This is a genomic window from Vibrio superstes, from assembly GCF_003569005.1.
Lineage (GTDB): Bacteria > Pseudomonadota > Gammaproteobacteria > Enterobacterales > Vibrionaceae > Vibrio > Vibrio superstes.
Genome location: NZ_BCUR01000004.1, coordinates 977,229 through 1,001,029, shown reverse-complemented (window position 1 = coordinate 1,001,029; position 23,801 = coordinate 977,229). Strand labels below are relative to the sequence as shown.

Annotated in this window: 21 protein-coding genes; 13 read left to right on the top strand and 8 right to left on the bottom strand. The window is 44.0% G+C overall.

What is annotated here, in order from left to right:
- Positions 1-9 precede the first annotated feature (9 nt).
- Complete coding sequence (locus tag D5I41_RS12590; protein WP_119010075.1) at positions 10-1,128, bottom strand: multidrug effflux MFS transporter; 1,119 nt, start codon at positions 1,126-1,128, stop codon at positions 10-12.
- 99 nt (positions 1,129-1,227) lie between these two features.
- Here D5I41_RS12590 and D5I41_RS12585 point away from each other — a divergent pair, with 99 nt between their 5' ends.
- Positions 1,228-2,013 (top strand): AraC family transcriptional regulator, encoded by a 786-nt coding sequence (locus tag D5I41_RS12585; RefSeq protein WP_119011506.1) that lies wholly within the window; start codon positions 1,228-1,230, stop codon positions 2,011-2,013.
- 393 nt (positions 2,014-2,406) lie between these two features.
- Here D5I41_RS12585 and D5I41_RS12580 read toward each other — a convergent pair whose 3' ends face one another.
- Together D5I41_RS12580 and D5I41_RS12575 are read right to left on the bottom strand one after the other, a co-directional pair.
- Positions 2,407-2,946, bottom strand: a complete 540-nt coding sequence (locus D5I41_RS12580) for an MAPEG family protein (protein ID WP_119010074.1) — start codon at positions 2,944-2,946, stop codon at positions 2,407-2,409.
- 133 nt (positions 2,947-3,079) lie between these two features.
- A complete protein-coding gene (locus D5I41_RS12575) occupies positions 3,080-3,397 on the bottom strand; it encodes an HPF/RaiA family ribosome-associated protein (protein ID WP_119010073.1) in 318 nt (105 codons plus the stop codon).
- A 715-nt stretch (positions 3,398-4,112) separates the two neighbouring features.
- Between D5I41_RS12575 and D5I41_RS12570 the strand changes: the two genes are divergently transcribed.
- Both D5I41_RS12570 and D5I41_RS12565 read left to right on the top strand, forming a co-directional pair.
- Positions 4,113-4,814 carry a helix-turn-helix transcriptional regulator gene (locus D5I41_RS12570; RefSeq protein WP_119011505.1) on the top strand — a complete coding sequence of 234 codons (702 nt, stop codon included), beginning with the start codon at positions 4,113-4,115 and terminating at the stop codon, positions 4,812-4,814.
- A gap of 62 nt (positions 4,815-4,876) precedes the next feature.
- Positions 4,877-5,236, top strand: a complete 360-nt coding sequence (locus D5I41_RS12565) for a VOC family protein (protein ID WP_119010072.1) — start codon at positions 4,877-4,879, stop codon at positions 5,234-5,236.
- A gap of 179 nt (positions 5,237-5,415) precedes the next feature.
- Here D5I41_RS12565 and D5I41_RS12560 read toward each other — a convergent pair whose 3' ends face one another.
- Together D5I41_RS12560 and D5I41_RS21660 are read right to left on the bottom strand one after the other, a co-directional pair.
- Positions 5,416-5,886, bottom strand: coding sequence for a hypothetical protein (locus D5I41_RS12560; protein ID WP_119010071.1), 471 nt, complete (start codon positions 5,884-5,886; stop codon positions 5,416-5,418).
- A gap of 250 nt (positions 5,887-6,136) precedes the next feature.
- Positions 6,137-6,322: an RluA family pseudouridine synthase gene (locus tag D5I41_RS21660; protein WP_235868965.1), complete on the bottom strand. Its 186-nt coding sequence runs from the start codon at positions 6,320-6,322 to the stop codon at positions 6,137-6,139.
- Between the two features lie 344 nt (positions 6,323-6,666).
- Here D5I41_RS21660 and D5I41_RS12550 point away from each other — a divergent pair, with 344 nt between their 5' ends.
- The 3 genes from D5I41_RS12550 to D5I41_RS12540 all read left to right on the top strand — a co-directional run bounded on the left by D5I41_RS12550 (position 6,667) and on the right by D5I41_RS12540 (position 10,043).
- On the top strand, positions 6,667-7,665 hold the full coding sequence (locus D5I41_RS12550; protein WP_119010070.1) for a helix-turn-helix domain-containing protein: 999 nt from the start codon (positions 6,667-6,669) through the stop codon (positions 7,663-7,665).
- Between the two features lie 89 nt (positions 7,666-7,754).
- Complete coding sequence (locus tag D5I41_RS12545; protein WP_162892833.1) at positions 7,755-9,020, top strand: dipeptidase; 1,266 nt, start codon at positions 7,755-7,757, stop codon at positions 9,018-9,020.
- Between the two features lie 669 nt (positions 9,021-9,689).
- Positions 9,690-10,043, top strand: coding sequence for a hypothetical protein (locus tag D5I41_RS12540; RefSeq protein ID WP_119010068.1), 354 nt, complete (start codon positions 9,690-9,692; stop codon positions 10,041-10,043).
- A 118-nt stretch (positions 10,044-10,161) separates the two neighbouring features.
- On the opposite strand, the gene D5I41_RS12535 is transcribed toward D5I41_RS12540, so the two are convergent.
- Both D5I41_RS12535 and D5I41_RS12530 read right to left on the bottom strand, forming a co-directional pair.
- Positions 10,162-10,452 (bottom strand): hypothetical protein, encoded by a 291-nt coding sequence (locus D5I41_RS12535; RefSeq protein ID WP_119010067.1) that lies wholly within the window; start codon positions 10,450-10,452, stop codon positions 10,162-10,164.
- A 286-nt stretch (positions 10,453-10,738) separates the two neighbouring features.
- Entirely contained in the window at positions 10,739-11,551 is an 813-nt protein-coding gene (locus tag D5I41_RS12530) for an integrase domain-containing protein (RefSeq protein ID WP_235868912.1), read from the bottom strand.
- Between the two features lie 1,180 nt (positions 11,552-12,731).
- On the opposite strand from D5I41_RS12530, the gene D5I41_RS12525 reads away from it, so the two are divergent.
- Positions 12,732-13,067 carry a hypothetical protein gene (locus D5I41_RS12525; RefSeq protein WP_119010065.1) on the top strand — a complete coding sequence of 112 codons (336 nt, stop codon included), beginning with the start codon at positions 12,732-12,734 and terminating at the stop codon, positions 13,065-13,067.
- A 357-nt stretch (positions 13,068-13,424) separates the two neighbouring features.
- Here the strand turns inward: D5I41_RS12525 and gltS are convergent, their stop codons facing one another.
- On the bottom strand, positions 13,425-14,624 hold the full coding sequence (gene gltS, locus D5I41_RS12520; RefSeq protein WP_119010064.1) for a sodium/glutamate symporter: 1,200 nt from the start codon (positions 14,622-14,624) through the stop codon (positions 13,425-13,427).
- 308 nt (positions 14,625-14,932) lie between these two features.
- Between gltS and D5I41_RS12515 the strand changes: the two genes are divergently transcribed.
- The 6 genes from D5I41_RS12515 (at position 14,933) to D5I41_RS12490 (ending at position 23,728) form a co-directional block, all read left to right on the top strand.
- Complete coding sequence (locus tag D5I41_RS12515) at positions 14,933-15,172, top strand: hypothetical protein (RefSeq protein WP_119010063.1); 240 nt, start codon at positions 14,933-14,935, stop codon at positions 15,170-15,172.
- 104 nt (positions 15,173-15,276) lie between these two features.
- Complete coding sequence (locus tag D5I41_RS12510; RefSeq protein WP_162892832.1) at positions 15,277-16,362, top strand: efflux RND transporter periplasmic adaptor subunit; 1,086 nt, start codon at positions 15,277-15,279, stop codon at positions 16,360-16,362.
- Between the two features lies 1 nt (position 16,363).
- Positions 16,364-19,423 carry an efflux RND transporter permease subunit gene (locus tag D5I41_RS12505; protein WP_119010061.1) on the top strand — a complete coding sequence of 1,020 codons (3,060 nt, stop codon included), beginning with the start codon at positions 16,364-16,366 and terminating at the stop codon, positions 19,421-19,423.
- Between the two features lie 245 nt (positions 19,424-19,668).
- Positions 19,669-21,018, top strand: coding sequence for a patatin-like phospholipase family protein (locus D5I41_RS12500; RefSeq protein WP_119010060.1), 1,350 nt, complete (start codon positions 19,669-19,671; stop codon positions 21,016-21,018).
- A 264-nt stretch (positions 21,019-21,282) separates the two neighbouring features.
- Entirely contained in the window at positions 21,283-22,548 is a 1,266-nt protein-coding gene (locus tag D5I41_RS12495) for a BamA/TamA family outer membrane protein (protein ID WP_119010059.1), read from the top strand.
- Positions 22,549-22,792: 244 nt separating this feature from the next.
- Complete coding sequence (locus D5I41_RS12490; protein WP_119010058.1) at positions 22,793-23,728, top strand: LysR family transcriptional regulator; 936 nt, start codon at positions 22,793-22,795, stop codon at positions 23,726-23,728.
- The last annotated feature ends 73 nt before the right edge of the window (positions 23,729-23,801 follow it).

The window sequence follows — 23,801 nt, the reverse complement described above, 5'->3', positions numbered from 1 at the left end:
GGTCACTTATTATTTACGTAACACTGTTGCCAACACAGTCACTATACTGCATGTGATGAGTACAATACCTAAATGCTGAACTGCGCCAGTTAGTGCCAAGCCGCCACCAATCATAAGGTAATACATGAGTCCGAAGAGTGCACCTGCGCTACCAGCTTGTTGTTTATATTCGGCTAAAGCAACACTCAGTAAATTTGGGATAGCAACACCAAATGACATAACCACGAGTATCATGGGGGCAATAAACCAGATTGAACCCAGTCTAAGGTAAACCCCAAAAGCGCCAATTGTTAGCAGTGCAGCGGATACCCACAATAGAAAACGCGCAGGCATGTTTCTTGATAGTAGAACTTTGTTTGTATAGCTTCCAAGTAATGTACTAATACCTAATACGATGCCGCTGTAACCAAATTGCTCCGAGTCAAAACCTAGACCGAAAAAAATAAACGCGCCAAGTTGGTAATAAGAAAATAAGGCAATGTTGTATAGCGCTACTAAGAGTGCTGACAGCAATATTTGTTTGTCTTTCAGCATACTAATGGCTAACTGCGTTAATTTTATCGGTCGTTTTTCTTGTTGCGTCTCAGGGAGTTTAAACAGGTTATAAACAAATAACACCAGTGCCATGGTAAAAAGGGCCAAGAACACATATTGATGACCACCAGCTGCAGTTAGTTGACCACCCAATAGCATTCCTAGCACGGGGCTAATTGAGATCCCCATTCCCATTAAACTAAATACTTTGCCTAAGTCCTCGCCTGTAAACGCATCACGAAGCATCGTCTGTGTGACGACAGAGCCAACCGCTATTCCGAATGCGCTCAGTGCTCGCGCCAGCATAAGTGTCAAAAAACTGTCGGTCTGCATTGCAACTAAAGTGGCAAAACCGTAAATAAATAGACCAATCATCATTGTTGGCCGTCTGCCCAATTTATCCGCCAATATCCCCCAAGCAACAACACCCACGGCAAAGGCTAAAAAGTAAATAGATAACGTTTGCGCTGCTTGCGGATAACTTACAGAAAATGATTGGGCAATAGAGCCCAATGCAGGGCTGTAAATGGTTTCTACGACTTGTGGAAACATCAGCATGACAACCATCAGCCATAAAGAAGGTTTAGTATTCATCTTGAGTCCTGACTATGAATTAACTTGGCGCACAGTATAAATGGGACTACTCTTTACCCATTAACAACATTAAAACCAAAAACATCAAAATTCGGACAAATGGCAATTATTGATCAGAAAACCCAATTCAACCCTGATAGTTTAAACATTAGCGTTGTTGGGATAGCGGCCGAGGTAGGCAGGCATGACTCTGGCATGCATCAACATAAGAAAGGCCAATTACTGTTTGCACCTCAAGGTTGTATGAGCTTTGCATTAGGGAACTCCATCTGCATTTTACCTCCTACAAAAGCGGTTTGGATTCCTCCATCTACCCAACATCGCGCGATGATGACAAATGTCGTTGCTTACCGTTCCCTGTACTTCGATTGCACTGCGTTTAAATGCCCCAGTGACATAATAATGATTGAAGTGAATGCTCTGCTAAAAGCGCTCATTGATAGGATGGCATTATGGGCATGGGATAAACCTGAAGATGAGATGCAGAATACCGCAGCCCTTTTTTGGGAAGAGTTTTATGACGCTAAACGCCACTCTTTCCAACTACCCTTGCCATCAAACCGTCGATTTACAAAATTCCGACAGCAATTGATGGAAGAAAGCTTTTTAGTGCCAGACCTCACTTCGATTGCAGATTCCGTTGGAGCTAGCACTAAAACCGTCACTAGGCTATTTAAAATAGAAACTGGAATGTCCTACCAAGATTGGAGGCATCAATGGCGGTTATTAAAGGCGATTGAGTTGCTGTCTAGAGAAATGCAAGTTAACGACGTTGCTCATAGCCTAGGCTTTTGTTCTGATAGTGCCTTTATCGCATTCTTTAAGAAACAAACAGGGCAGACACCATTGAACTTTATAAAAAGTAACACTGTTATATTGAGTTAAAATAATCAAATAGACAGGTTACTGTTATTACGCTCACCCTCTTGAACTAGGTGGTGATGCAGAACTGTTGCGGGGTGCTGTTCTAGATGCCATGCCCCCCAAGACTTACTGAAATAAGGGATGATCGTGAACTAAATAAGATGACGATATTCATTACTTGTTTGGTTTATATTAGGGTAATGCTTAAATATGCTTGCCCTAATTCGCCTAAGAGAGCATACGAAAATACTCAAAGCCACATAATGGCAACCTATCTCTGCGTCCTTTCGCGCTAAACTCTTTGTGTATCTGCGTCAGTCTTCAGGGTTACTTTTGATATGGTCGAAATGATATAGACAACAGCACCCAGATTATTACCTGACTCCGAGTTATCAGATCCGATTGAACACTTTACTAGCTAAGCTGTTGATAAGTAATAGCAATCGCTATTGTAATTAGCATTGCGATAGAAGGGTAAAAGCATATAGTAAACCCGACGGCTCTCGAAGGCGCTCCCTTTTCATAACCTGCAAAAAATAAGATACGGCCTAAACCAAAAGCCAGAGCTGCAATTGGAATTACAGACAAGCAAGAGGCTGGCATTGCGACTGACCAGGCTAAATATACGAGCACAGCAAGTACCGTCTGCTCGAAGGTGTTTTGTAAGAGGGACTGCAATAACTTTGCTTGTTGGGTGCCGGCAGATAAGCCACCACCATCGATGTCTTCCGCTGTGAAAAAGCGATGCTTAGCTAGGCGACCAATAGAAACGGCTAAGAATAGTGTTGGAATCAAGCTCCATAGAATAGCGATGCTGATCTTTTCGATGGGAGTCATCAATTCTTCGAATCCGAAAGGATTGAAAAAAGAGCCAAGTGCAACGATGGAAACTGCAATTGCTCCTCCTTTAATCATTCCTTTCAAAACACCAACTTGTTTGTCGGTAAGTGACATAGATATCCCCTTAATATTGATTGCGTATAGCTAACTCTCTGCTGATGGGGTTAGCTATTTTCTAGCTGAAGCTTTCAACGCTGGACGGTACCAAGAGCGCTGAGAAATCTATCAATCCTCGAAAGTAAAATTCTTACTGCTCTAGAGGCATTGAACTGTGTTTTTGCTTAGAGATTTGTTGTGTTTTTTGTTTCTCTAGTTGATGTTCTACAGCATAAAAAGTATGCATCAATGTAGACTTAAACTCAGCTCCACGCTCTTTAGCAAACAACGTCTTTTTTCCATGATGAACAGACACTTCACACTCGAACTCCTGATAACTCTCATGGTAGGTAATATGGCAATGCATTTTGTCCATATCAGGTGTATGGCTCTCTAAATGAGTAAACCGTTCAGCAACCAATGTTTTCATTGATTCAGTTAGGGTTACGCCTTTCGCTGTAATATTCATAGTGCCTCTCGTGCTATTTATGGGCGAGTGAATATGCGCTAGTTCGAAGGAGGTTCAGCATAGAGAAAAGCTTTGCTGCATCTCCTGGTTAGGACATATTCGTCATGCCTTTGGTCCATATTTCTTTTGAGATACAAGCATGCCTGTTCTCTTTTCTGAGCACTATTGAAGAAGTCTTTAATGTAGATTAACTAATATTAAATAGAGATATGAATCGTGTTTGACTTAAGCAGAGCACTCAAGGTTGGTTGTATTCTAATGATTCGAGCGAATAACTGCAGGGCTGACTTTCATACATAAGTATTGATAGTCGATCTAAATGTGATCGAACAGAGTGTATGCCTTATTAGATCACTACTCTGATGTTCAAGCGATTAATAAACGTCGTCCCGAGGGCATGACGGATACCCTAAAGTCCGATTTGTGATCAAGAGACAGGCTGTTGGGTGATAATTGGTTGTTGAGTGGCAGTGTGAAAAGTCCGGTTATAACAAACCCTCGAAACGGAATTACTAAGCCTGTGCCATAGTCAGTTCCACCTTCGGTTGCTATGCAGGGTGTACTAGTTGGGGTAGGGTACAGTGACATTGTCTTGTTGTATTTAAACGGTTCCACTGCCAACTAGAGCTACAGCAACCTATCTTTGGCTTCTCTTTTTTAAATCAAGATGAATGTGTTATACCTATTATCTATCTTGTCAGGTTCAAGTATTGCTATGTCTCGAAGCCAACGCCTTTTTGATCTCCTCCAACTACTTCGCTGTTATAAATTTCCCGTTTCTGCAGAAAAATTAGCAGGAAAGTTAGATGTTAGCGTACGAACTATCTATCGAGATATTGCTACCTTGCAATCTCAAGGTGCTGATATCGAGGGAGAAGCGGGTCTTGGTTATATATTAAAGCCTAGCTTTGATTTACCACCCATGATGTTTACCCTGGAGGAACTTGAAGCTCTAAGGCTCGGAGCTCAGTGGGTTGCGAAACAGGCTAATGGTGAGTTTAGTGAGGCTGTGGGTAATGCTCTTGCTAAGATTTCAGCTGTTTTACCGCCAGAGCATCAAGTCAAATACAGCGAAGACATAGTGCGTGTCGCTTCTATCATCGATATTCCCAAAGTGTTGGTTGAACTATCCGAAATCAAGCAAGCGATTAAAAAAGAGCACAAAGCGGAAATTACTTATCTAGATGCCAAAGAGAACACAAGCACACGAATCATATGGCCCATGCTGATTGGTTTGTTTGAGCAATACCACGTGTTAGTTGCATGGTGTGAAACAAGGCAAGCTTTTCGCAACTTTAGGCTAGACAGAATAAAGACTTGGCAACACGTAGAACAAAAATATCAACGGTCTCGGCATGAGTTACTTCTAGAATGGGAAAAATTAGAGCAGATCAATAATAGGTTTTATCGCTACTGACAAAAACTGTCAGTCGTTCTTACTATACTCTCGTTTCTATTATACCCAGTGAAGAAGTTATTATGTTTACTCTCGATTCCATCGTTCTGTATGTTGAAGATGTCCAATCTAGCATGGCGTTCTATGCTAAAGCCTTCAATTGCGAACCCAAGCTTTTGTCTCCGACGTTTGCAACTCTAGATTTTGCCAGCAACGTTAAGATCACCCTGAAGCAGGCGGATGCACTGACACCAAGCAGTCCAGTCCGAGGCGGAGGCACTGAACTTTCTATCCCAATAGCAAATAGAGAAACATTCGATACTCTATTTGATAATTGGCAACAGCAGGGGATTGAATTTTCTCAAGAGCGTGAAGAATCAGTATATGGTGTTAACTTTGTGGCTGTTGACCCTGATGGTCATCGTCTACGAGTATTTTCTTAAACCAGATTTGCGAGGCCAACAAAGATGTTAGCTTCCCGATGCTTAATTGGCACGATGGTAAATTGCCATCGTGCCACTGTCCCAAGCTGATATTGAGACAGCACAAGATATAAGAGCTTGTCGAATGATTATTGACGCAGCTTTTCTCATTTAATCTAGACGAAACCTAGGGGTTCAACTTAACAGCATGGGCTCATGTAGGTCATGACTCTTAACGAGTCGTCACCTGAATTACTCTTCCAAGCCTTCTCTACTTCGCTTTCAATCAAACCTTGGGTGTAAGCTGATAGTGTGTATGAGCGATACTCTGGCTCTAAGTGCATACACATAGATGCAATCACTTTATAGTTATTTCCTTCATGAGCCATATCGTTGATCGTCACAACAAACAGACCAACCAATGTGTTTTCATGCCACAGCTCAAACCCTGCATTAATCAATGATGGGCAGGCTTCTTTTGTTGACTGGGGTAAGAGGTTAAAGCGACCTTCGCTGGTGGACGTTCCGAACCGCAAGTTAACGCAGTCGGTGGCTTCTACAAAATGGGTTTTTGAGGGCCCCATACTAGGGTGAATAAAAATAGGTAACCCGTCATAGAGGGTCTGCTTAAGAATCGTAATAACTGACGATGGAAGATTATTATTTGGCATTTATATGCTCTTATATTATCTCAGGAATGGGGTTCCAGATTCTATAGCATACACGTGTTACCTTTCGTAATTTTATGCAACGACTTACATTGTTACCTACTTGCCTTTAGGTTTGTCGACATAGGGTCTAAAGCAAAGGTTATCGAGAATAAGTCTGGGAGAGTGTCTACTTAAAACGGGTTTGGCCTTTGTCCATGGATAGCTTCACCTCTTGCTGGGTGAGTAAAATAGATATCACTGGCATGCAACATTAAGCGTTGTGGCATATCTTTACCCGTGGGAATATCGCCCTATCTTTAGCAATAGGCGCAGATATTTGGCCACTGTCAGCTTCAACCCACCCAGCTAACATAGCAAGGTAACGTTTTTGTACGGTGCGTTCTTGAAACTGTTTTTTCAGACTCTTGGATGCCGCACTGTTAAGGCTTACGACCATAATGCCAGAAATGCCCAAGTCTAGACGGTGTGGTAATTTAGCACTCAAAAAAGCGGGGGTTGCCTTTTCAGTTAAGGTAGCACTTTGACCGTTAACATTACTGAGTGATATAACACTCTTTTGGACAAAACCGTGCCAGAGACCTTGCTAAATTAGCCATTCATGGATTATCTGAGATATAGCAAATATCTAATCTGGTGGTCAAATTCACTATGCAACTACACATCCACTCTTTGCTATATGTCAGTCTCAAATACAACTTCACTACTGGATAACATGAACCTTTAAATGATCTTATATTTCAACTAGCTTTAAAGATATTCCTGATTAAAGCTTGTGTCACTATGTCGTCTACTGCTTATCATGTCCCTGTAACACGCTCTTCCTATATCAATGTTTTTGTCTCCGCCTTTACAGATGCGGGTCTTAACAAAGTAAAGCTGCTTAATGAGAATCGTCTACCCGCTGACATAGTGAGTGATGAACAAGAGCTTATCCCTACTTTGTCTTTACGGCGTCTGATTTACTCTGCAGCCAAGGAGTTAGGTGACAAAGTGACACTAGAGATTATCCAATCCGTTTTTCGAAACAAGGCAATCCCAAGTGTTCTGCATCTGTTCTCTGAGTATTCCACCATACGCGAAGCCCTGAGCAATGCTGAATCGATTTTCACACTAGATTCACCAGGTAGCTCGGTTTATTTGCATTCAGAGTATGGTAAAAGCTGGTTCTGTCGTTCTCCATACAATGAACCTGTCGATTCTATTCAATGGCATGAACCCTTTGTCATTGCCTATGTGATGGAGTTGATTTTTGCACTGACTCAAAAACAGTGGGTGCCATCAGAGCTGAAGTTACAGGTGGTTAACTGCGATCTTGTAGACCTTCTCGTAGGAAAACAGTGCCAGCTTTATATCAACCAAGCCCATACGGCTATCTATATTTCGGAAGATATATTAGACCAGGCAATATCGTTCTCAGATAACAACGCGACCAAACCAGAGATATTTGCCAAATGGCACACCACCTTTTCGGATACTGTTTTTGATTTAGTCGAGAGTTACTCACGAGAGCAGAATCTTTCTATAACAGAAGCTGCCGATATTCTTGGTTTATCAGAGCGAACACTCCAGCGTAAACTGAAGGCGGAGAGTACCACCTATAGAAACATTAAAGACAGCGTCCTCTATTCGCTGTCTTGTCAAATGATGCAGCAAGGTCAAAATCTTACATACATTGCCGAGCAACTTGGGTTCCAAAACATATCTCACTTCTCTCGGGCATTTCGTCGCATAACCGGTGTGACTGCCACAGAGTACATGAGGGTCTTGTCCGATAAATAAACTTGGTTAATGACTCTGGCGTCAATAGATAAATCGCAACCTAGGATGAGCGATAAGATATGCAAAGTCTCTCCATCGTAGGAATTCACATGAAAAATCTAACTCTCTCCCTTTGCACCATAATGGCGTCTTTGTTTAACGTAACGGCCGTTCACAGCCATGATATTGGCCATGAGCATGAACACCTTGATGGAGGCTGGAATTCCAAAGCCGGTTATGTATCAGACACGGATCCTAAGTCTTATCTCTGGAACCCAAGGGGAAAAAGCAAGGAAGAGATTGCTACTCGTATCCAATTTTTGACCGAGGCGTATATTCCGCCGAGTACCCCAGAACAGGAAGCAAGAGACGCTTTAGCGCGCAAGAATTACGCAGAATATATTGCGATTAACTCATTAATGGCGACAGCGGTTGCTCCCGCTATGGCGATGAATGAGTCACACTTCCAAAAGGGTGTGCGCGATAATGAAGAGGCAGGCATTACGCTCATCTCTGCGTCTGTGTACAACACCGAGAAAATCTTCGGTGATACGATGCCGACGATTCTAAAAGACAGCAAGGCATCGACTGTGAATTACGGTGGTGTGGTCGTTGATAAGGTTGCGGACATTCGCAAGGCTAAGCAGGAAGGAAAGGTCGCAGTTATGTTCAACACTCAAGGCGCTGACTATGTGGTTGGTGACATTGAGAGTCAAACCATCTGGTCAGCACGCAACCAGATCAAGGTGATGAACACCACATACAACAACGCCAATGCACTGGCGGGCGGTGGCTCGGATAAGGTTGAAACCGGACTGACTGACGCTGGCAAGCGCTTTGTTAAGTATGCAAACCAACAGGGTATTGTGCTCGACTGTTCACACGCCTCAAACCAGACATGTATTGACACGGCAGAAGCTACAAACAAACCTATGATTGCTTCGCACAGCAACGCTGCGGCAGTGTATAACCATACGCGTAACCTAAGCGATGATGCTATCCTTGCAATTGGTGAGACGGACGGCGCTGTATGCCCTACTGGCGCAGGTGGTTTCTTGGCTGAAGATGGCAAGGCAACGCCTGAGGTGTTTGCTGAACATGTGGTTCATATCGCTAAGCTGATCGGTAAAGACAAGACCTGCTACTCGACAGACGTCGCGCACAACGTGGCTGATTTTTATGCCGTGGCTGTGCCTCGTGCTGATATATACCCGCCTGAGCTTGGCATGGCCGCACCTATCTCAAACCTGCACGCAAAGCATATTTGGTCGGTTGTCTCTGTTCTAGAGGACAAGTACAAGTGGACGCATGATGAGATCGTTGGCTTCCTAGGTGAGAACCTCATGCGGGTATACGAAGCGAACTGGAGAAAATAACCATTCGCTATCAATTATGCAGTAAGGCGTTAGGGGAAGAATATAAAGTCTTGCCACAATGAATCAATCTGTCATACCAAATGGTGCATGACAGATTTTGGGCATTTGGGAAACAGCGGTTTCTAATGATTAATCTCATGTCTTGTTAACAGAGCTATCGTACCTTGGGGCAGAGAGAAAGATATCGCATAGTGTAGTACCAAGGTTTAGTACCAGTCCGAAATGCGTGAAGACTCGCAAAAATAATTTGAGGTAAAGGTTTACTTTGCGTAAATAGCGATTTATTTCAATGCTTTAGATAGCAAAAAGCCGCTATAAAAGCGGCTTCTTTAGATTGGGTGGAGACCCAGCCACTCCCATGCATCACACAATAAAACCATTATAATTCAATTACTTACCGGAGATTCACATCGGTGGTAGAGTTGAGTTTACGGAGTTCAGTACCCCTGCATTGTACCCTCTAATCTTAGTTCGAATGAGCTCGATTGCCACCCTCTTCGTTTTTGGCATCACTGGATTTTTGATATCGGCAAGGCTTTATGATTCGTTAGCGTCTCACTTCCACCCGATTAAAATGCACCATTCACTTTCCGGACCGAAATCAAATGATAACGTCATTACATGCAATCAATGGATTGCTTTCATTCACTATCACTACGGAGAGTCACTATGTCTGAACGAACTCAACCCAAACTCGTCCCGCTCATGAAAATGAACGCGCAGCTGAGCAACATCATTGCGAGTAGGCCTGCTCTGTTTGTGCCTGTTGCAGTGGACCAAAACGCACCCGACAAGTTGGGCGCAGAACGGCATGCAGAATACCTCATTCAATCACTCGCACGCTCAGGTTGGGTATTGCTCGATATCGACCTGTGTCTGGGGAGGTTTCAAGTAAAGAGTGGTACCTTCACTCAAACGTGGGAGCTGTTTTGTTTTTCAACCGATAACGTAGGGCTTGTTCATGCCGTCTTTACCCTTATGGAACCTTCCAATGCAAAGAGGCAACATAGCTTCAATGGGTGATAGTGACGGCATTTAATAGAGACCAAAGCGCACATACGTTTACGCATAAAGGGCACAGCACCTGAGCTATGCCCTTTCTTTTTGATGTTGATCAGAACACCCGAGGTAGACCTTGCGCCTATTTGGGACGAGGCACTTTTCCTTGAAGTTTTGCTGTATCAAAAAACAGCTTCAGTACGTCGTATTTTTCTTTTCGCGTCTTGCGTGTTTCGTGTGCCGTTCTTCTCCAATAGCCCATCATTTGCTTACGCCCAATCCGGCTTAAGTTTTCGTGCAGATAAGACTCATGTTCAAAAATGTCCTCAATGATGGCCAGCAATCGCTTTAGCTGTTTCTTGCGATACGGGATGCCTTTTTTCATAAATGGCGCCATGACAGTACGGATTTGTTTATAGGTTGTGGGGTTCATAACATTCTTCTCCTCATTACTTAGAGGAATGTTATGCTCCTGACGCAACTATCAATCTTGAATTAGGTTTTAACGTTGTAGAAACAGGAGATGTCTTTCAAGGTGAGTTTTGGGAAAATGAAAGCGCTTGATTCGGCTGGCAATATGTATGGTCTGATGAAGATGGAACACGTAACACGTTATCGGTTAAAGTCCGCGTCTAGATAACGAGAGTGCCCTACAGCAACGTTAATCACAAGTCTGTTTTTGCAGGCTTTTTTCTATTCATAACACATAACGTTTTTCATTACCCAAGGTAGGCGTTGGTGATCCCAGGTCTGTGATGACCCATTATTTTTGACAGTTGTAAGCGCACGGCTTTATCTCGCGCTTTAGCCTCGCTCAAAGAGATGCACAAGGTCTTAGCAATGTACTCATGATGAGCACGGCCATGCTCAATCCCGACTCGAACTGGCGCTTCTACTCCCATTTGGGTTTGATAGAACTGACAAGCAAAGAACTTTCGTTCGCCATGACAGTTGTAGATGGGGTCAATCGCTTTGGTTTCTTTATAGATGTGGCTCTGAAACGCTTTGAAGCTTTGGTCAACAGGCACTAGGTTGTTATGTCCTGTGGTTTCTTGAAGCTTCTCTCCACGCTCGAGAGCAGTAATTTGTTCATCATTCTCAATCGGTATCATGCGTGGTTGCCCCCCTTTGGTCCCGCGGCCTACGGTGATGACGCCCGTCTTTTTATATTCAACCAGAGCCTTGTGTGAATCCAGCAAGCAAGCCTCTCGCGTTCGAAGACCCAGAGTGCGCTCCAGTTGCGCAGCTAGCGCCACTGGCTCACTGGCATGATGAAGAATGGATTGATGTTGCTCGAGTGTTGTTGAGCGGTCTACTGTCGCAATACCTGACTTGGGAGGGTAATCTAACTCTTTACTCGCAGTGACGTTCAGTTTGTCGTCACCTCGAGCCTGCGCCATACACACGTTGATATGACTGATATAATCTCTCGCCGTACTGGCCGTAAATTTCACATCAGACTCAAATCGTGCTCTCAAATGCTCGCCGTAATTCACGACGTGGGCCTTTTCAATGTCAATTAAACGCTTCACGTCAGTTTCGTCTTTTAAATACTGCGCAAAGTCGCGGCAAGCTGAAATCCTAGCTTTATGCGTATTGTCTTTTAAGTCCCCTACCCGTTCAAGAGACGCATTAATTAAACCTCGATCAATTTGCCTAGCACCTAAGCCAAAATTGAGCTTATTGAAGTTCCTGATGGGGGCTGGGCATCACCCCACTGTATTGTCTTTTTGTCATGTTATGGCCTTTTTACTGTGTCACATAGCGTATGTTGCGCAGAGTGTTTCACCTCTGTCTCGATAAATGATGACGCCTTTTTTATCTGATGTGCTACTCCATCGCAGAGTCTGAAGGGCTTGTTGCATCCTCGCATCAGTGTGGTGACCGCTCCCTTGTACTTTAAGGGCTGTGGGCTTATTGCATCCTCGGTCCATTAGGCAGTGCTGTTGGCATCAGCAGGCGGCTTATTGCATCCTCTACCTAGAGCTATGTATTCAATGATTGATTCATGAAATCGACTTGGATTGCATTAGAGATAGAACGCCAAACCGAAGTTGCTTCTATCTGTACCAAGTCCGTGGATTTCGTGAATGCCGAAATTCAGAGATGGGCTTCAAGGGTAAGCTTGAATACCGTGACTTCCGAATACTTCTGAGTCTTTGATTCCGCAACTCCCGTAATTCAAGGGCTGGGCTTACAGTGGGAGACTTCGTCTAATTTCTTTCGATAATTAGACGAAGTCTAAGCGTGCGCTCTATTGAGCCTGTCGCTTGCACTGATTCGCTCACTCTTTCGAGTTCGCTGTGCAAGCGGATATCTCCGAGCGAGTAGGAATGATGAAACCTTAACTGACCTCTCGGTGTGTCCTCTGTAGAGGAGGTTTTGAACGACGCTGCTGCGCCTCACTAAAGAGTATGTCTCGCTTTTAAGGTTGATGAAGAAGTGATGCTTTTATTTTGGCGCTTTATCGCCCAGTGACATAGCGTGCCTTCGATTTAATGGATAGCGACTCCCTCTCTCTTCGACGCTATTTCTTAAATCCTTTGTATTTGATTTCAACACCATCAAATACAAGGTAAATCCCCCTCTCACCTAGAAGAAAAAGACGTCCCAAAAAAAGGGGCTGCGAAGACTTTCGGGAAAGATGACTAATGATACGGTCCTTAGGTACTCAAAAAGTGGATACAGACCGTTTATTTTTTGGAGAGCCTAATGAATAACTCAAAGAGCCATACGCTAACACTGTTTGAAGAGACTGATTTCAGTCTCCTACACAACGCTCCACTACAACTCGTGGAAATCAAAGGACCTATTTTTGGTACACCCTCTTCTCAGCAATTGCTGGCCTACTGTTTCTTCGACATGAATGCTTGTTATTCGAAACGAAAGCCTATGTCCATCGCCCCCAAAAGTAGGATCATAACCTTCTCTAACAATGACGTTATTGAACATTGGAAAATGGTTGCCTTATGTACTGATCACCAGGGCAAAACCAGCGTTCTATTAGTATGTTTGCACCGTGAGAAGCGCCTGAATATTAAGGCGTAGTTTCAATCCTTATGACTAGTGTGAAGGTCAGATTACTAGTGACTGAACTCATAATTGTTCACGAGCGAGCCTGATTACGAGTGTCGTAAAACGTTTTTGGACAGAAATCATTTAGTGTCAATTTTCCACTATAAGAATATTGTTACTTTCACACCGACACACAATAGAACTACTCATCATCAACATCGCCTAGTGGTTAACACAACACTTGCACGTTAATCTTTCGTTATTAATTTGGGCTACATATAGTCCTAACGATTAATGAGCCCAAATTCATGCCAGCCTGCTATCACTGACATTTATAATCATGTGGTGTCCAATGTATGTTTAATGAACACCTCAAAAGATCAACACACCCTAAAAACTAAAGGTGATAAAAGAGTTGATGATCAAGGCATTGGCAATATCGATGAAGAATCCACACACCAACGGGACAATAATGAACGCCTTATGAGCTGCGCCATATCGCTGACTCACCGCTGTCATATTCACAATCGCTGTTGCGGTTGAACCCAAGGTAATACCACCAAAGCCGGAACCAATAACCGCGGCCTCGTAATCTTTGCCCATGAAGCGAAAGACAACCCAGATGGTGAACACAATCGACAGAACAATTTGGAAAAACATAACAATGGTTAAGAACAGAATAGTACTCTGCAGTTGCCACAGCTGAAGCCCCATTAACGCCATGGTTAAGAACATACCCAGACAGATGTCAGAGATAAGCGCTTGCCCAAGGTGCGCATTGTTACTCTTCTTCTTTTTCAGCAACATCGACTTGCCATTGCCTAGAATGATGCCCCCAACCAAACATGCGACAAACATAGGCAGTTGTAAGCCAATATGTTCAAATCCAATATTGAGGAAGTAACCAAAAATCAGGCTCAGGTTGAGCATTAACCAAGCGTAAAGATAGCCAAAGTGATCCAGTTTTGTGGTTTCATTGTGACACACACCAATATCCAGATTGTGGTCTGGGTTTGGGGTGAGTTTGTGTTTGGTGATTAAGTATTTTGCAATTGGGCCACCAACCAAACAGGCTGATATTAAACCGAGCGTATTTGCCGCTAACCCAACTTCTGCCGCGCTTTCAATGCCCATATCCGCATAGATTGGAGACCAAGCCATTGTCGTGCCCACGCCACCAATCAAAGAGATCGATCCCGCCATCAGACCTAAGATTGGCTCTAACCCAAGCAGCGAAGCCACACTCACGCCAATAATGTTTTGAAGCACTATGTAGACAATCGCAAGGAACGTCAGAATCAATAGCGGCTTTCCTCCAGACACCAAGGTTTTCAGATTGGCACTGAGGCCGATTCCCGCAAAGAAGTACAGCAGCAATGTGTCCCTAATGGCCAAATCGAACTCAATGGTCAGATCGAATAACCAATACACCGCCGCCACCACGATAGCACATAAAAAACCACCGATCACAGGCTCCGGAATACTGTATTTCTGTAATAATTGATATCGCATTGTTGCAAACTTACCGATAAATAACAGCACGATTGCCAACGTAAATGAGATAAAACCATCTATTTCTAAAACTTGCATAAATTAATAACCGTATTGAACTATTTAAATATTAATAATGGCTAAGCCAACCTTCCAACAAGTAAGAAAAAGAACGCTAAATAACTAGAAAATATAATAATAATTGGAAGGTGCTTTTTCATTTTTTAATTCGCATTTAGTGTATTTGGTTATATCTTGCTTCTTTTTATATCAAGTAAAAATGAATAGGAGGTATTCATTTATGAAAACTGACATTCCTCAATATTGAATATCTCTAAACCGTGGCGTCTACCGATAAAAATACTTTAAGGTTTGTGCATTGCCACAAATCTCAAAGGAGAAACGGTATGCGATACATTCGAGAACTTCTTTCTACACTCACTTCGATGAGTTACTACACCGGTACTGACTTACTGACGGATCATTCATTTCCGTCGTACCTACAGTTCGTATCAGAGAACTCTCACACCCCTTCAGGGGACAAAGAATCACTGCAAAATAATAGCGGCGAAAACAAGAACAGACTTGAATCGGTCACTAAAGAACCATTCAATGCAAAAATGAATAACTCTTATCCATCGAGATAAATATCTAACTCGGTAAACTGCTCGGCATGAGGGAAAGCGATTAAGGATGATAGGCGTACACGGCGAATCACGCGAACAATCAACGAACTCATTTGGAGATGGTAGTGAACAATTTAAACACAACAACAGCACAAAAATTTCGACCAACAGCCATAGCGGTAGCAATGTCCCTGACTGTATTTTTAGCGGGTTGTAAATCAGAGTCTGAAGTTGTAGCCCTAGACCCGGTTGTTCGCCCTGTCTTTACCGAAGTCGTTTCTACTGTTGAAGTCAGCGACCTCTCATTCAGCGGTACCGTGCACTCTGCCTCACGCGCCGACCTTTCGTTTAGAACCAGCGGTCGTATCGTTGAAATGCTGATAAAGGAAGGGGATTCGGTCGAAGAAAACCAAGTCATCGCAAAGCTTGATTCTGTTGACGCCCAGCTTGCTCTGACCTCTGCACACAATGAATTAATGAATGCGCGTGCCGAATATCAACGAGCAAAAACGCTGTTTGAAAGACAACAGTCCATATCTAAGAGCCAATTTGAAGAGCTAACCCTGCGCTTTAGACTTGCTGAAAATCATTATGCTGAAGCGGAGCGTCGTCTTGATGATACCAATCTTCGTGCTCCATTCGCGGGTGTTATTAGCCGTACTTTCGTTGACAATCATGTTTTGGTTCAATCGAACGAAATGGTTGTCTCTTTGCATGACCTCAATAATCTTGAAGCCGAAATTCATGTTCCTGAAAGTGTAATGACTCGTGACAGTGGCGCACTAAAAACTTTTGCACGCTCTTCCATCATTCCTAACGAAACCTATGAATTAACGCTGAAGAAGTATGAAACGGAACCAGACCCGGTCACCGGTACATACTCGATTACCTTTTCTGTCGCTACTTCTGAGAACTCTCGCCTATTGCCAGGAATGAGAATTCAATTGTACTCAAGCGCAGAACAACTGGATTCGAAAGAGATACAAATTCCACTGACTGCAATTAATCCAGACAACCTTGGCAACCAATATGTTTGGGTTGTAGACAATGAAAACGTATTGCGCAAACGAACCATCACTACCGGCAGCCTAAATGGAGAGCGAGTTGCCATCGAGTCAAATTTGCAATTGGGAGAGCAGATTGTTGTTTCTGGTACTCAAAACCTGCAAGAAGGGCTTGTTGTACAACCTGAAATTGTAGAGGCACAATAAGATGAATATCGCTCAACAAACCATAGCTAAACGAACCAGTGTTTGGGTTATCGTGGCGCTCATGCTCATTGGCGGCTACATCAGTTACCTAAAACTAGGACGTTTCGAAGACCCAGAATTTATTATTCGTCAGTCGGTCATCGTCACACCTTACCCTGGCGCTACCGCTCAAGAGGTCGCGGACGAGGTCACCGATATCATTGAAGGTGCAGCTCAATCACTGCAAGAAGTCGATGAAATCACCTCGGTATCCAAGCAAGGTATGTCTGAGGTGACGGTTGAAATCAAACGTGAATTTTCCGGTAACGAAGCTGAACTTCAACAAGTTTGGGATAAGTTAAGAAGAAAGATCAGCGATGCCCAACGTTCACTGCCACCCGGCGCGGCACCCTCTATTGTTAACGATGACTTTGCCGATGTTTATGCCCAATTTTATGCGGTGACAGGTGAAGGCTTTTCTGACAAACAATTACAAGACTACGTCGACGAGCTAAGAAGAGAATTGGTTCTGGTTCCGGGAGTATCGAAGACGGCTACCTACGCAGAGAAACAAGAGTCGATTTTCGTCGAGCTCTCTAACGATCGTTTAGCTCAATTTGGCGTATCAGCTCAGCAGATCTACCAGGTATTAGAAAAGCAAAACGTGGTGACGGTGGCTGGCGCGATGAACGCTGATGGCATGCGAGTTTCCGTCATTCCTAGTGCCAACATTAGCTCTTTCGAACAGTTGAAATCGCTGCAAATTAGTCTTGGCGACAACAACACTGTGATGCGTCTTGAAGACATTGCTACTGTCATTCGCGGCTTTGAAGAGCCCGCTTCAGAACTCATGCGTTTTAACGGCATGCGCGCAGTGGGGCTAGGTATTTCTAACATTGCTGGCGGTAACGTTGTCGAAATGGGCGACGCTGTGAAAGCAAGAATTGCAGAATTAGAAACTCAGCGCCCCCATGGCATTGAGCTTCACGATATTTCCATTCAATCAGATTCGGTTCGAGACTCCGTCGCTGACTTTATTAACAACCTTATTGCCGCTGTTGTTATTGTTTTTGTTGTACTGTTGCTATTCATGGGCTTGAGAACGGGTATTGTGATTGGCTTTGTCTTAATTCTCACCGTTGCGGGTACGCTCGTTGTGATGCTGATAGACGACATTGCTATGCAACGTATCTCGTTGGGCGCACTGATCATCGCGCTTGGCATGTTGGTTGATAATGCGATTGTTGTAACCGATGGCGTCATCACTCGTTTACAAAAGAACCCTAACGCGGATAAGAAAGCCGTTGTTAATGACATTGTGAACGAAACAAAATGGCCTCTGCTGGGTGGCACCATTGTCGGTATCTGTGCGTTCAGCGCAATCGGCCTTTCACCTTCTGATATGGGCGAATATGCGGGTTCACTGTTTTGGGTCATTCTGTATTCAATGTTCCTGAGCTGGGTACTAGCTATTACGGTGACTCCACTGCTTTGTCATGACTTCTTAAAAGTAAGTGAAAATAAGAAGGACAAAGGACCAAGTAAGCTGAGTATCTGGTACAAAAGCGTTCTAGAGTGGGTGCTAAACAACCAGAAAAGAAGTCTAGGTGTTGTCGTTCTTCTGTTTGTACTTGGTGTCAAAATGTTTGGTCACGTGCCTCCTGGGTTCATGCCTGAATCTCAAAGAGAACAGTTCGTCATTGATGTATTTCTGCCTCAAGGTACCGATATTCGTACCACTGAAAGTGTGATGCTGGATATTGAACGCGATGTTCGTGCAAACGAAGGCGTAACCAATACGACAAGTTTCATCGGCTCAGGCGGCTTACGCTTTATGTTGATATACTCGCCGGAAGCGCAGAACACCAGCTATGCTCAAATGTTGGTTGATGTTGACGATTTTGATGTAATCGCTCCTCTAATTGAAAAGCTACAAGTTGAGTTAAATGAACAATACGAAGAAGCAGCCGTAAACGTTTGGAAATTTGTGCTTGGTCCAGGCGGCGGTAAAAAGATTGAAGCGGCATTTAGCGGCCCAGACAGTAAAGTACTCAGAGAACTGGCTGAGCAAGCAAAACAGCTGATGGCAGAAACACCTGAACTGATTGCGATCCAAGATAACTGGAGACAACAAGTCCCTGTTGTTACCCCTGTTTACTCTTCAGAAAAAGCGCAACAATTTGGCTTAACAACTCAAGAGTTGAACCAAGCGTTAGAGCAATCGTTGGTTGGTAAGAACGTGGGTGTTTTCCGCGAAGGTAATGACTTGATTCCAATTGTGGTGAGATCGCCAGAGCACGAGCGCACACACGATAGAACCATTGAGAATACACAAGTATTTAGCCCAACCGCTGGCCAATATTTACAACTAGAGCAGTTTGTTGAGCGTGTTGACCTTACTTGGCAAGACTCTATGCTGCGCCGTGTAGACCGTGTGCCAACAATTAAGGCACAAGCCGACCCTCAAACAGGCGTACTTTCATCAGAAGCGCTCGAAGCAATCAAGGCGAAGATCGAAGAGATGCCACTGCCTTTGGGTTACCAAATGGAATGGCACGGTGAATACAAAGACGCTAAAGATGCAGACGAAGGGCTTGCTATTTCAGCCCCTTATGGCTTCGCTGCCATGGTGCTTGCGGTCGTGTTTATGTTCAACGGCATTCGTCAGGCCTTGGTTATCTGGTGTACGGTGCCACTTGCGGTATTAGGTGTTGCTGTTGGTTTGGTGATATTCCAAACACCTTTCGAGTTCATGGCGACGCTTGGTTTCTTAAGTCTTGTGGGCATGATGGTGAAAAATGCGATTGTTCTCGTCGACCAAGCTGAGAATGAAATCAAACAAGGTAAAGAAGCCTACGATGCGATTATTGATGCGGCAATGAGCAGGGCTCGCCCAGTAATACTCGGAGCAACCACGACAATTCTTGGTGTTGCGCCGCTGCTGGTCGACCCATTCTTCAAGAGTATGGCTGTGACCATTATGTTTGGTCTGCTGTTCGCAACGGTGCTGACTCTTGTTGTGATTCCATTGAACTATGCGCTTTTCTTCAGAGTGAAGCCTAAATCGCTAGCTACGCACTAACCGTGGGTTAAGGAAAATCGTCGAATAATAAAGCCCAAGATCTTATTGGGCTTTATTTTTATCTGCTGTTCTCTGAAGAACTGTCAAGTAGATAGAAGGCGCTCAGTGCGAGTAAGTATGCTAACAATCGACAAAGTGATACAAGCCAGCACTTATAACTATCTCGAATTTAAAAGCATTCTTTAGTAGAGATAAAAACCTATACTCCATTAAAGCCATAAAATGATTGGAACTTATTGACCATAATGAAAATTTTCAGTGTTGTTTGTCTGTCCCTACTCCTTGTTGCGTGCAGTAGTGGAGTAAACCGTGTAGCTGCCCCAGCGAACCCAATGTCCGTTAATTCACTGTTCAGTGACCCCACAATAAGGGTTTGGGGAGACGTTCCTCTATCCGTCGAACAGTTGATTGAGAGTGAAACACAGCGCAAAGACAGTTTGGATATTTCTTTGATCATTGACGAAGATGGGCAACCCAAGCCGCAACATCACCTAACTATCTCTGGTGGTGGTGCAAATGGGGCCTATGGTGCGGGCTTACTGAATGGATTAACACAAAGCGGTGAACGTCCTGAATACCGCCTAGTCACGGGGATCAGCACAGGAGCAATCATTGGCTTGTACGCCTTTCTTGGCGAAGAATACGATGACAAACTAAAGAGTTTCTATACCCAGCTGTCTGACCAAGACCTCTATCAAACTCGCTACATTTGGCAGCTATTTTCTAGCTCATCGCTGCTTGATACTGCAGCATTTGAGACGCGTGTGAGAGAGGAAATCGACAGGGAATTACTCAATGAGGTGAAAAAGCAGTATTTAAGAGGCCGAAGTTTCCTCGTTCAAACCACCAATCTTGACGAGCAACGCCCCGTGATTTGGAACATGGGGGCGATTGCGATGCACGACAGTCCTGAAGCAGAAGCCTTATTTGAGAGTGTTATTTTAGCGTCCGCTTCGATTCCTGGCATATTTGAGCCCGTATTAATTCCAGTTAATGTCGACGGTGTTCTCTATGATGAAATGCACGTGGATGGTGGGGTGATCGCACAAGTCTTCTTTATCCCTGAAGATCTGGATATTGAAGCGGTAGCCGAAGTGGAAAAGCTTAATCTTAAACAGCGAGGCCTTGATGTTCAACGTGGGAAAGAGAGCTATGTTTGGTTGATCAGCAACGCTCGAATTGGAGCCAGTTGGCACCCCACGGCACTCTCAATCACAGATATTGTCAGCCGTTCAATATCCACGATGATCAAATTCCAAGGCCGAAACAGCATTGCTCAAGTTTACCAACAAAGTCAGTTAACGGAATCATCGTTTAACTACTCATACATACCCGACCGTCTACCCGACGCACCTGAAGACGCGCCTTTTGATAAGATCTACATGCAAAATCTCTATTGTTACGGTTACGCTCTAGGTTTAAATCAAAGCCACTGGAATAGCGACCTTCCCAATTACGCTCAGATCCACGAAGAAGGCGCGGCACATCAAATGAGAAATGGTGCGACTAGTATTCGTGATTTTGACTGGGAGCAACTTGACAGCGGATTGAGCAAGCAAATACAGACATGCTTGCTCACTATAGACAGCGAATAAAGGCCAGCAATCCCAGATAAGATCACACCTTTAAAAACACCCGCGAGAGCTATCTCAACTTAAAACAAACCCATCAGTACCGCTGAACACAAACCCATGTTCAGCGGTCATTTCCTACTGCCAATCCAAACACCAAATTGTCGCCGAATGCTCATATTTGGATATCTCTAATTCATAGTTAAAACCGCCGTAAACCTTAAAATCATTAATGTTTTAAATGATCGCCACATTCGCGGTTTAGCAAGCAAACTTGAGTAAACGACAATGAATTTTGGTGCACACAAACACAATACAAATAGAGTTTCGCTAAGGAAAGCCAAGCTTAGCCAGGTTAAGAGCTCCGCTCTATCTGTTGGCTTTTCCGTTCTTTTCGTGGCTGGGTTTGAACTACGTGCTGACGAAGGCGATCTTGAAGTTTACCCAATTGAAACCTCCCAATCGACGAAAGATACGGTCATCATCCCTATTGTAGGGGCGATGGAAAGTACCGGTTTACTCGCAGGCTCACTGATTTCGAAAACAGGCGTTGGACAGCGTCAAGCCCAAGCCGTAGCCTTTGGCGCCTATTCAGTCAATGACAGCTATCTTAGCTACCTAGGTTATTTCAACTATGGATTGTCCGATCGCTGGACCCTTGATATATCTGCACTTCAGGCTGAGTTTACCGACACCGATTTTTTTATTGGTGATCGAGAGAGTAACGCCTCAAGTAATGCGTCCCACCTTCAAAGAGATGTGCTCATGACCTTTCGGTATCTCCTTTCTCAGGACAAGGTTAAAACGAGCTATCCGACCACGCATAATTCATTAACAACCTACTCTGCCAACCCCATACGGACAGTCTTCGAAATAGAGCCCTTTTACCGAAGTCGAGATTTTATCTCTCCTGACGTTGAGAATGTGGAAGGTGTAACGTATGGCATGAGCATGAAGCTAGACCGTGACACAAGAAATTACGCGCCTTCGGCAAGCAATGGCTCCCATAGTTACGCCAGCATTATCCGTGACTGGGGTAACTCAACGAGAGCTAGCTACACTCGATGGGAAGCGCAACATACACAATATCTAGACCTTGGTAGCAACACATGGAGTCAACAGCAGACGCTCTCATTAACTGGGTATCTATCAGACATGCCCACCTGGAAAAACAGTGTCGCGAGTACCCAGCCAGATTGGTTTGCACAGTCAACATTGGGTGGCCCTGACCGAATGCGTGGTTATGGCGATAATTACTTCCATGATCGCAGTGCACTCTTTTATGGCGCGGAATATCGACTTGTTCCGAACTGGCAACCGCAAACCACAGCGCCACTGCTAAGGCACTACAATTTTCCTTGGTGGCAATTTGCCGTGTTTGCAGAACTTGGGAGCGTTGAAAACAAATTCGATATGATCGAGCTACACAAAGACATGCAATGGAGCAGTGGTGTGGGTGTAAGGGTGTTCATAGAGAACATCGTCGCTCGCGCTGACTTTGCGTTCAGTCAAGACGATTCAATCCTTCGCTTCACGGTTAACCAAGCCTTCTAACATTGCGATTGCTGATGCATCGAATCCATCTCTTCGTGTATCAGCAGTAATACCTATGACTATCAAGGATAAGCGTTATCTAGGTAACTACTGCCATCTCTTCTCAATGATTTATCTCCCATCTTCTTCAATGTGATTGCTTCCAATCTCTAAGCTCGCTTTCTCAGCGGATAAGTCTCTATTTTTCACCTATTTATGCTATGTTGTGAGTCAGAATGAGACTTTAAAGAGGATGACGTCAGACATGGATAAGAATCTAGAAAACCTCGATTTAAACCTACTCAGGTTATTAAAGGTGGTGGTAGAGACTCAAAACACCTCGATCACGGCGGAAAAACTTGGCATTTCTCAAACCAGTGTCAGTCGTGGAATGGCGAAGCTCCGAGAAACGTTTGGTGATCAATTGTTCATCCGCAAAGCACACGGGGTTGAACCTTCGGAATTAGCAGAGAAACTAGCAGAAGCCGCTGAGCATATGTTGGTGCCTTTTAGTCAAGTATTAGAGTCTTATCAAGATTTTGACCCACTTGAATATGATGGCAACATTGTGATTGCGTGTGAATTAACCTTACTCGACATATTTGGTAAAGGGCTCTATCAAGCATTGACAAAAGCATTACCAAAGACAAAGTTCAAGATTACTTATTGGCAACAAAACTCCTTGCAAGATACATTAAACAGAGAAGTCGACTACATCCTTCATTACACCATGTTCCAATTGCCGCAAGATATTTACACTCACCACCTATCGAACATCGTTATCAACCTTGTCGCCAAGAAAGATCACCCTGTGTTAAGCAACACATCAGATTGGGAGTCCATTAAACACCTCCCGTTAGTGAAGTATGTATCGGACTCGATGAAAGGTAGATACGACCCTTACGATGAGCTGTTTCTAGATCAAGGCGCAGAGCCAAACGTCGTATTAGTCAGTCATAGTGTTCCGATTCTGGTGGATAAGCTGATCAACTCGGATGCCATCGCATTTAACAGCAGCTACCTGCTGACCCATGATGACCAGCTGGCTTGCTATGCCTTGCCTCCGTTGCCAGAGCGACTAAAAGAGATCAGTGTGTCGGGGGGATATTTGCAGTCCAAGCGAGGTTATCCACTTAATCAACACTTACATCAAGCAGTGCAAGGTTTTTTTAATTCTATTGTCCAACCAACAATTGAATAGTGGTTTATCCAAACAAAAAAAGCCTCTCTGTATTCCTAACTCAAAAGGGGAGTTGGGAAAGGAAATACATAAG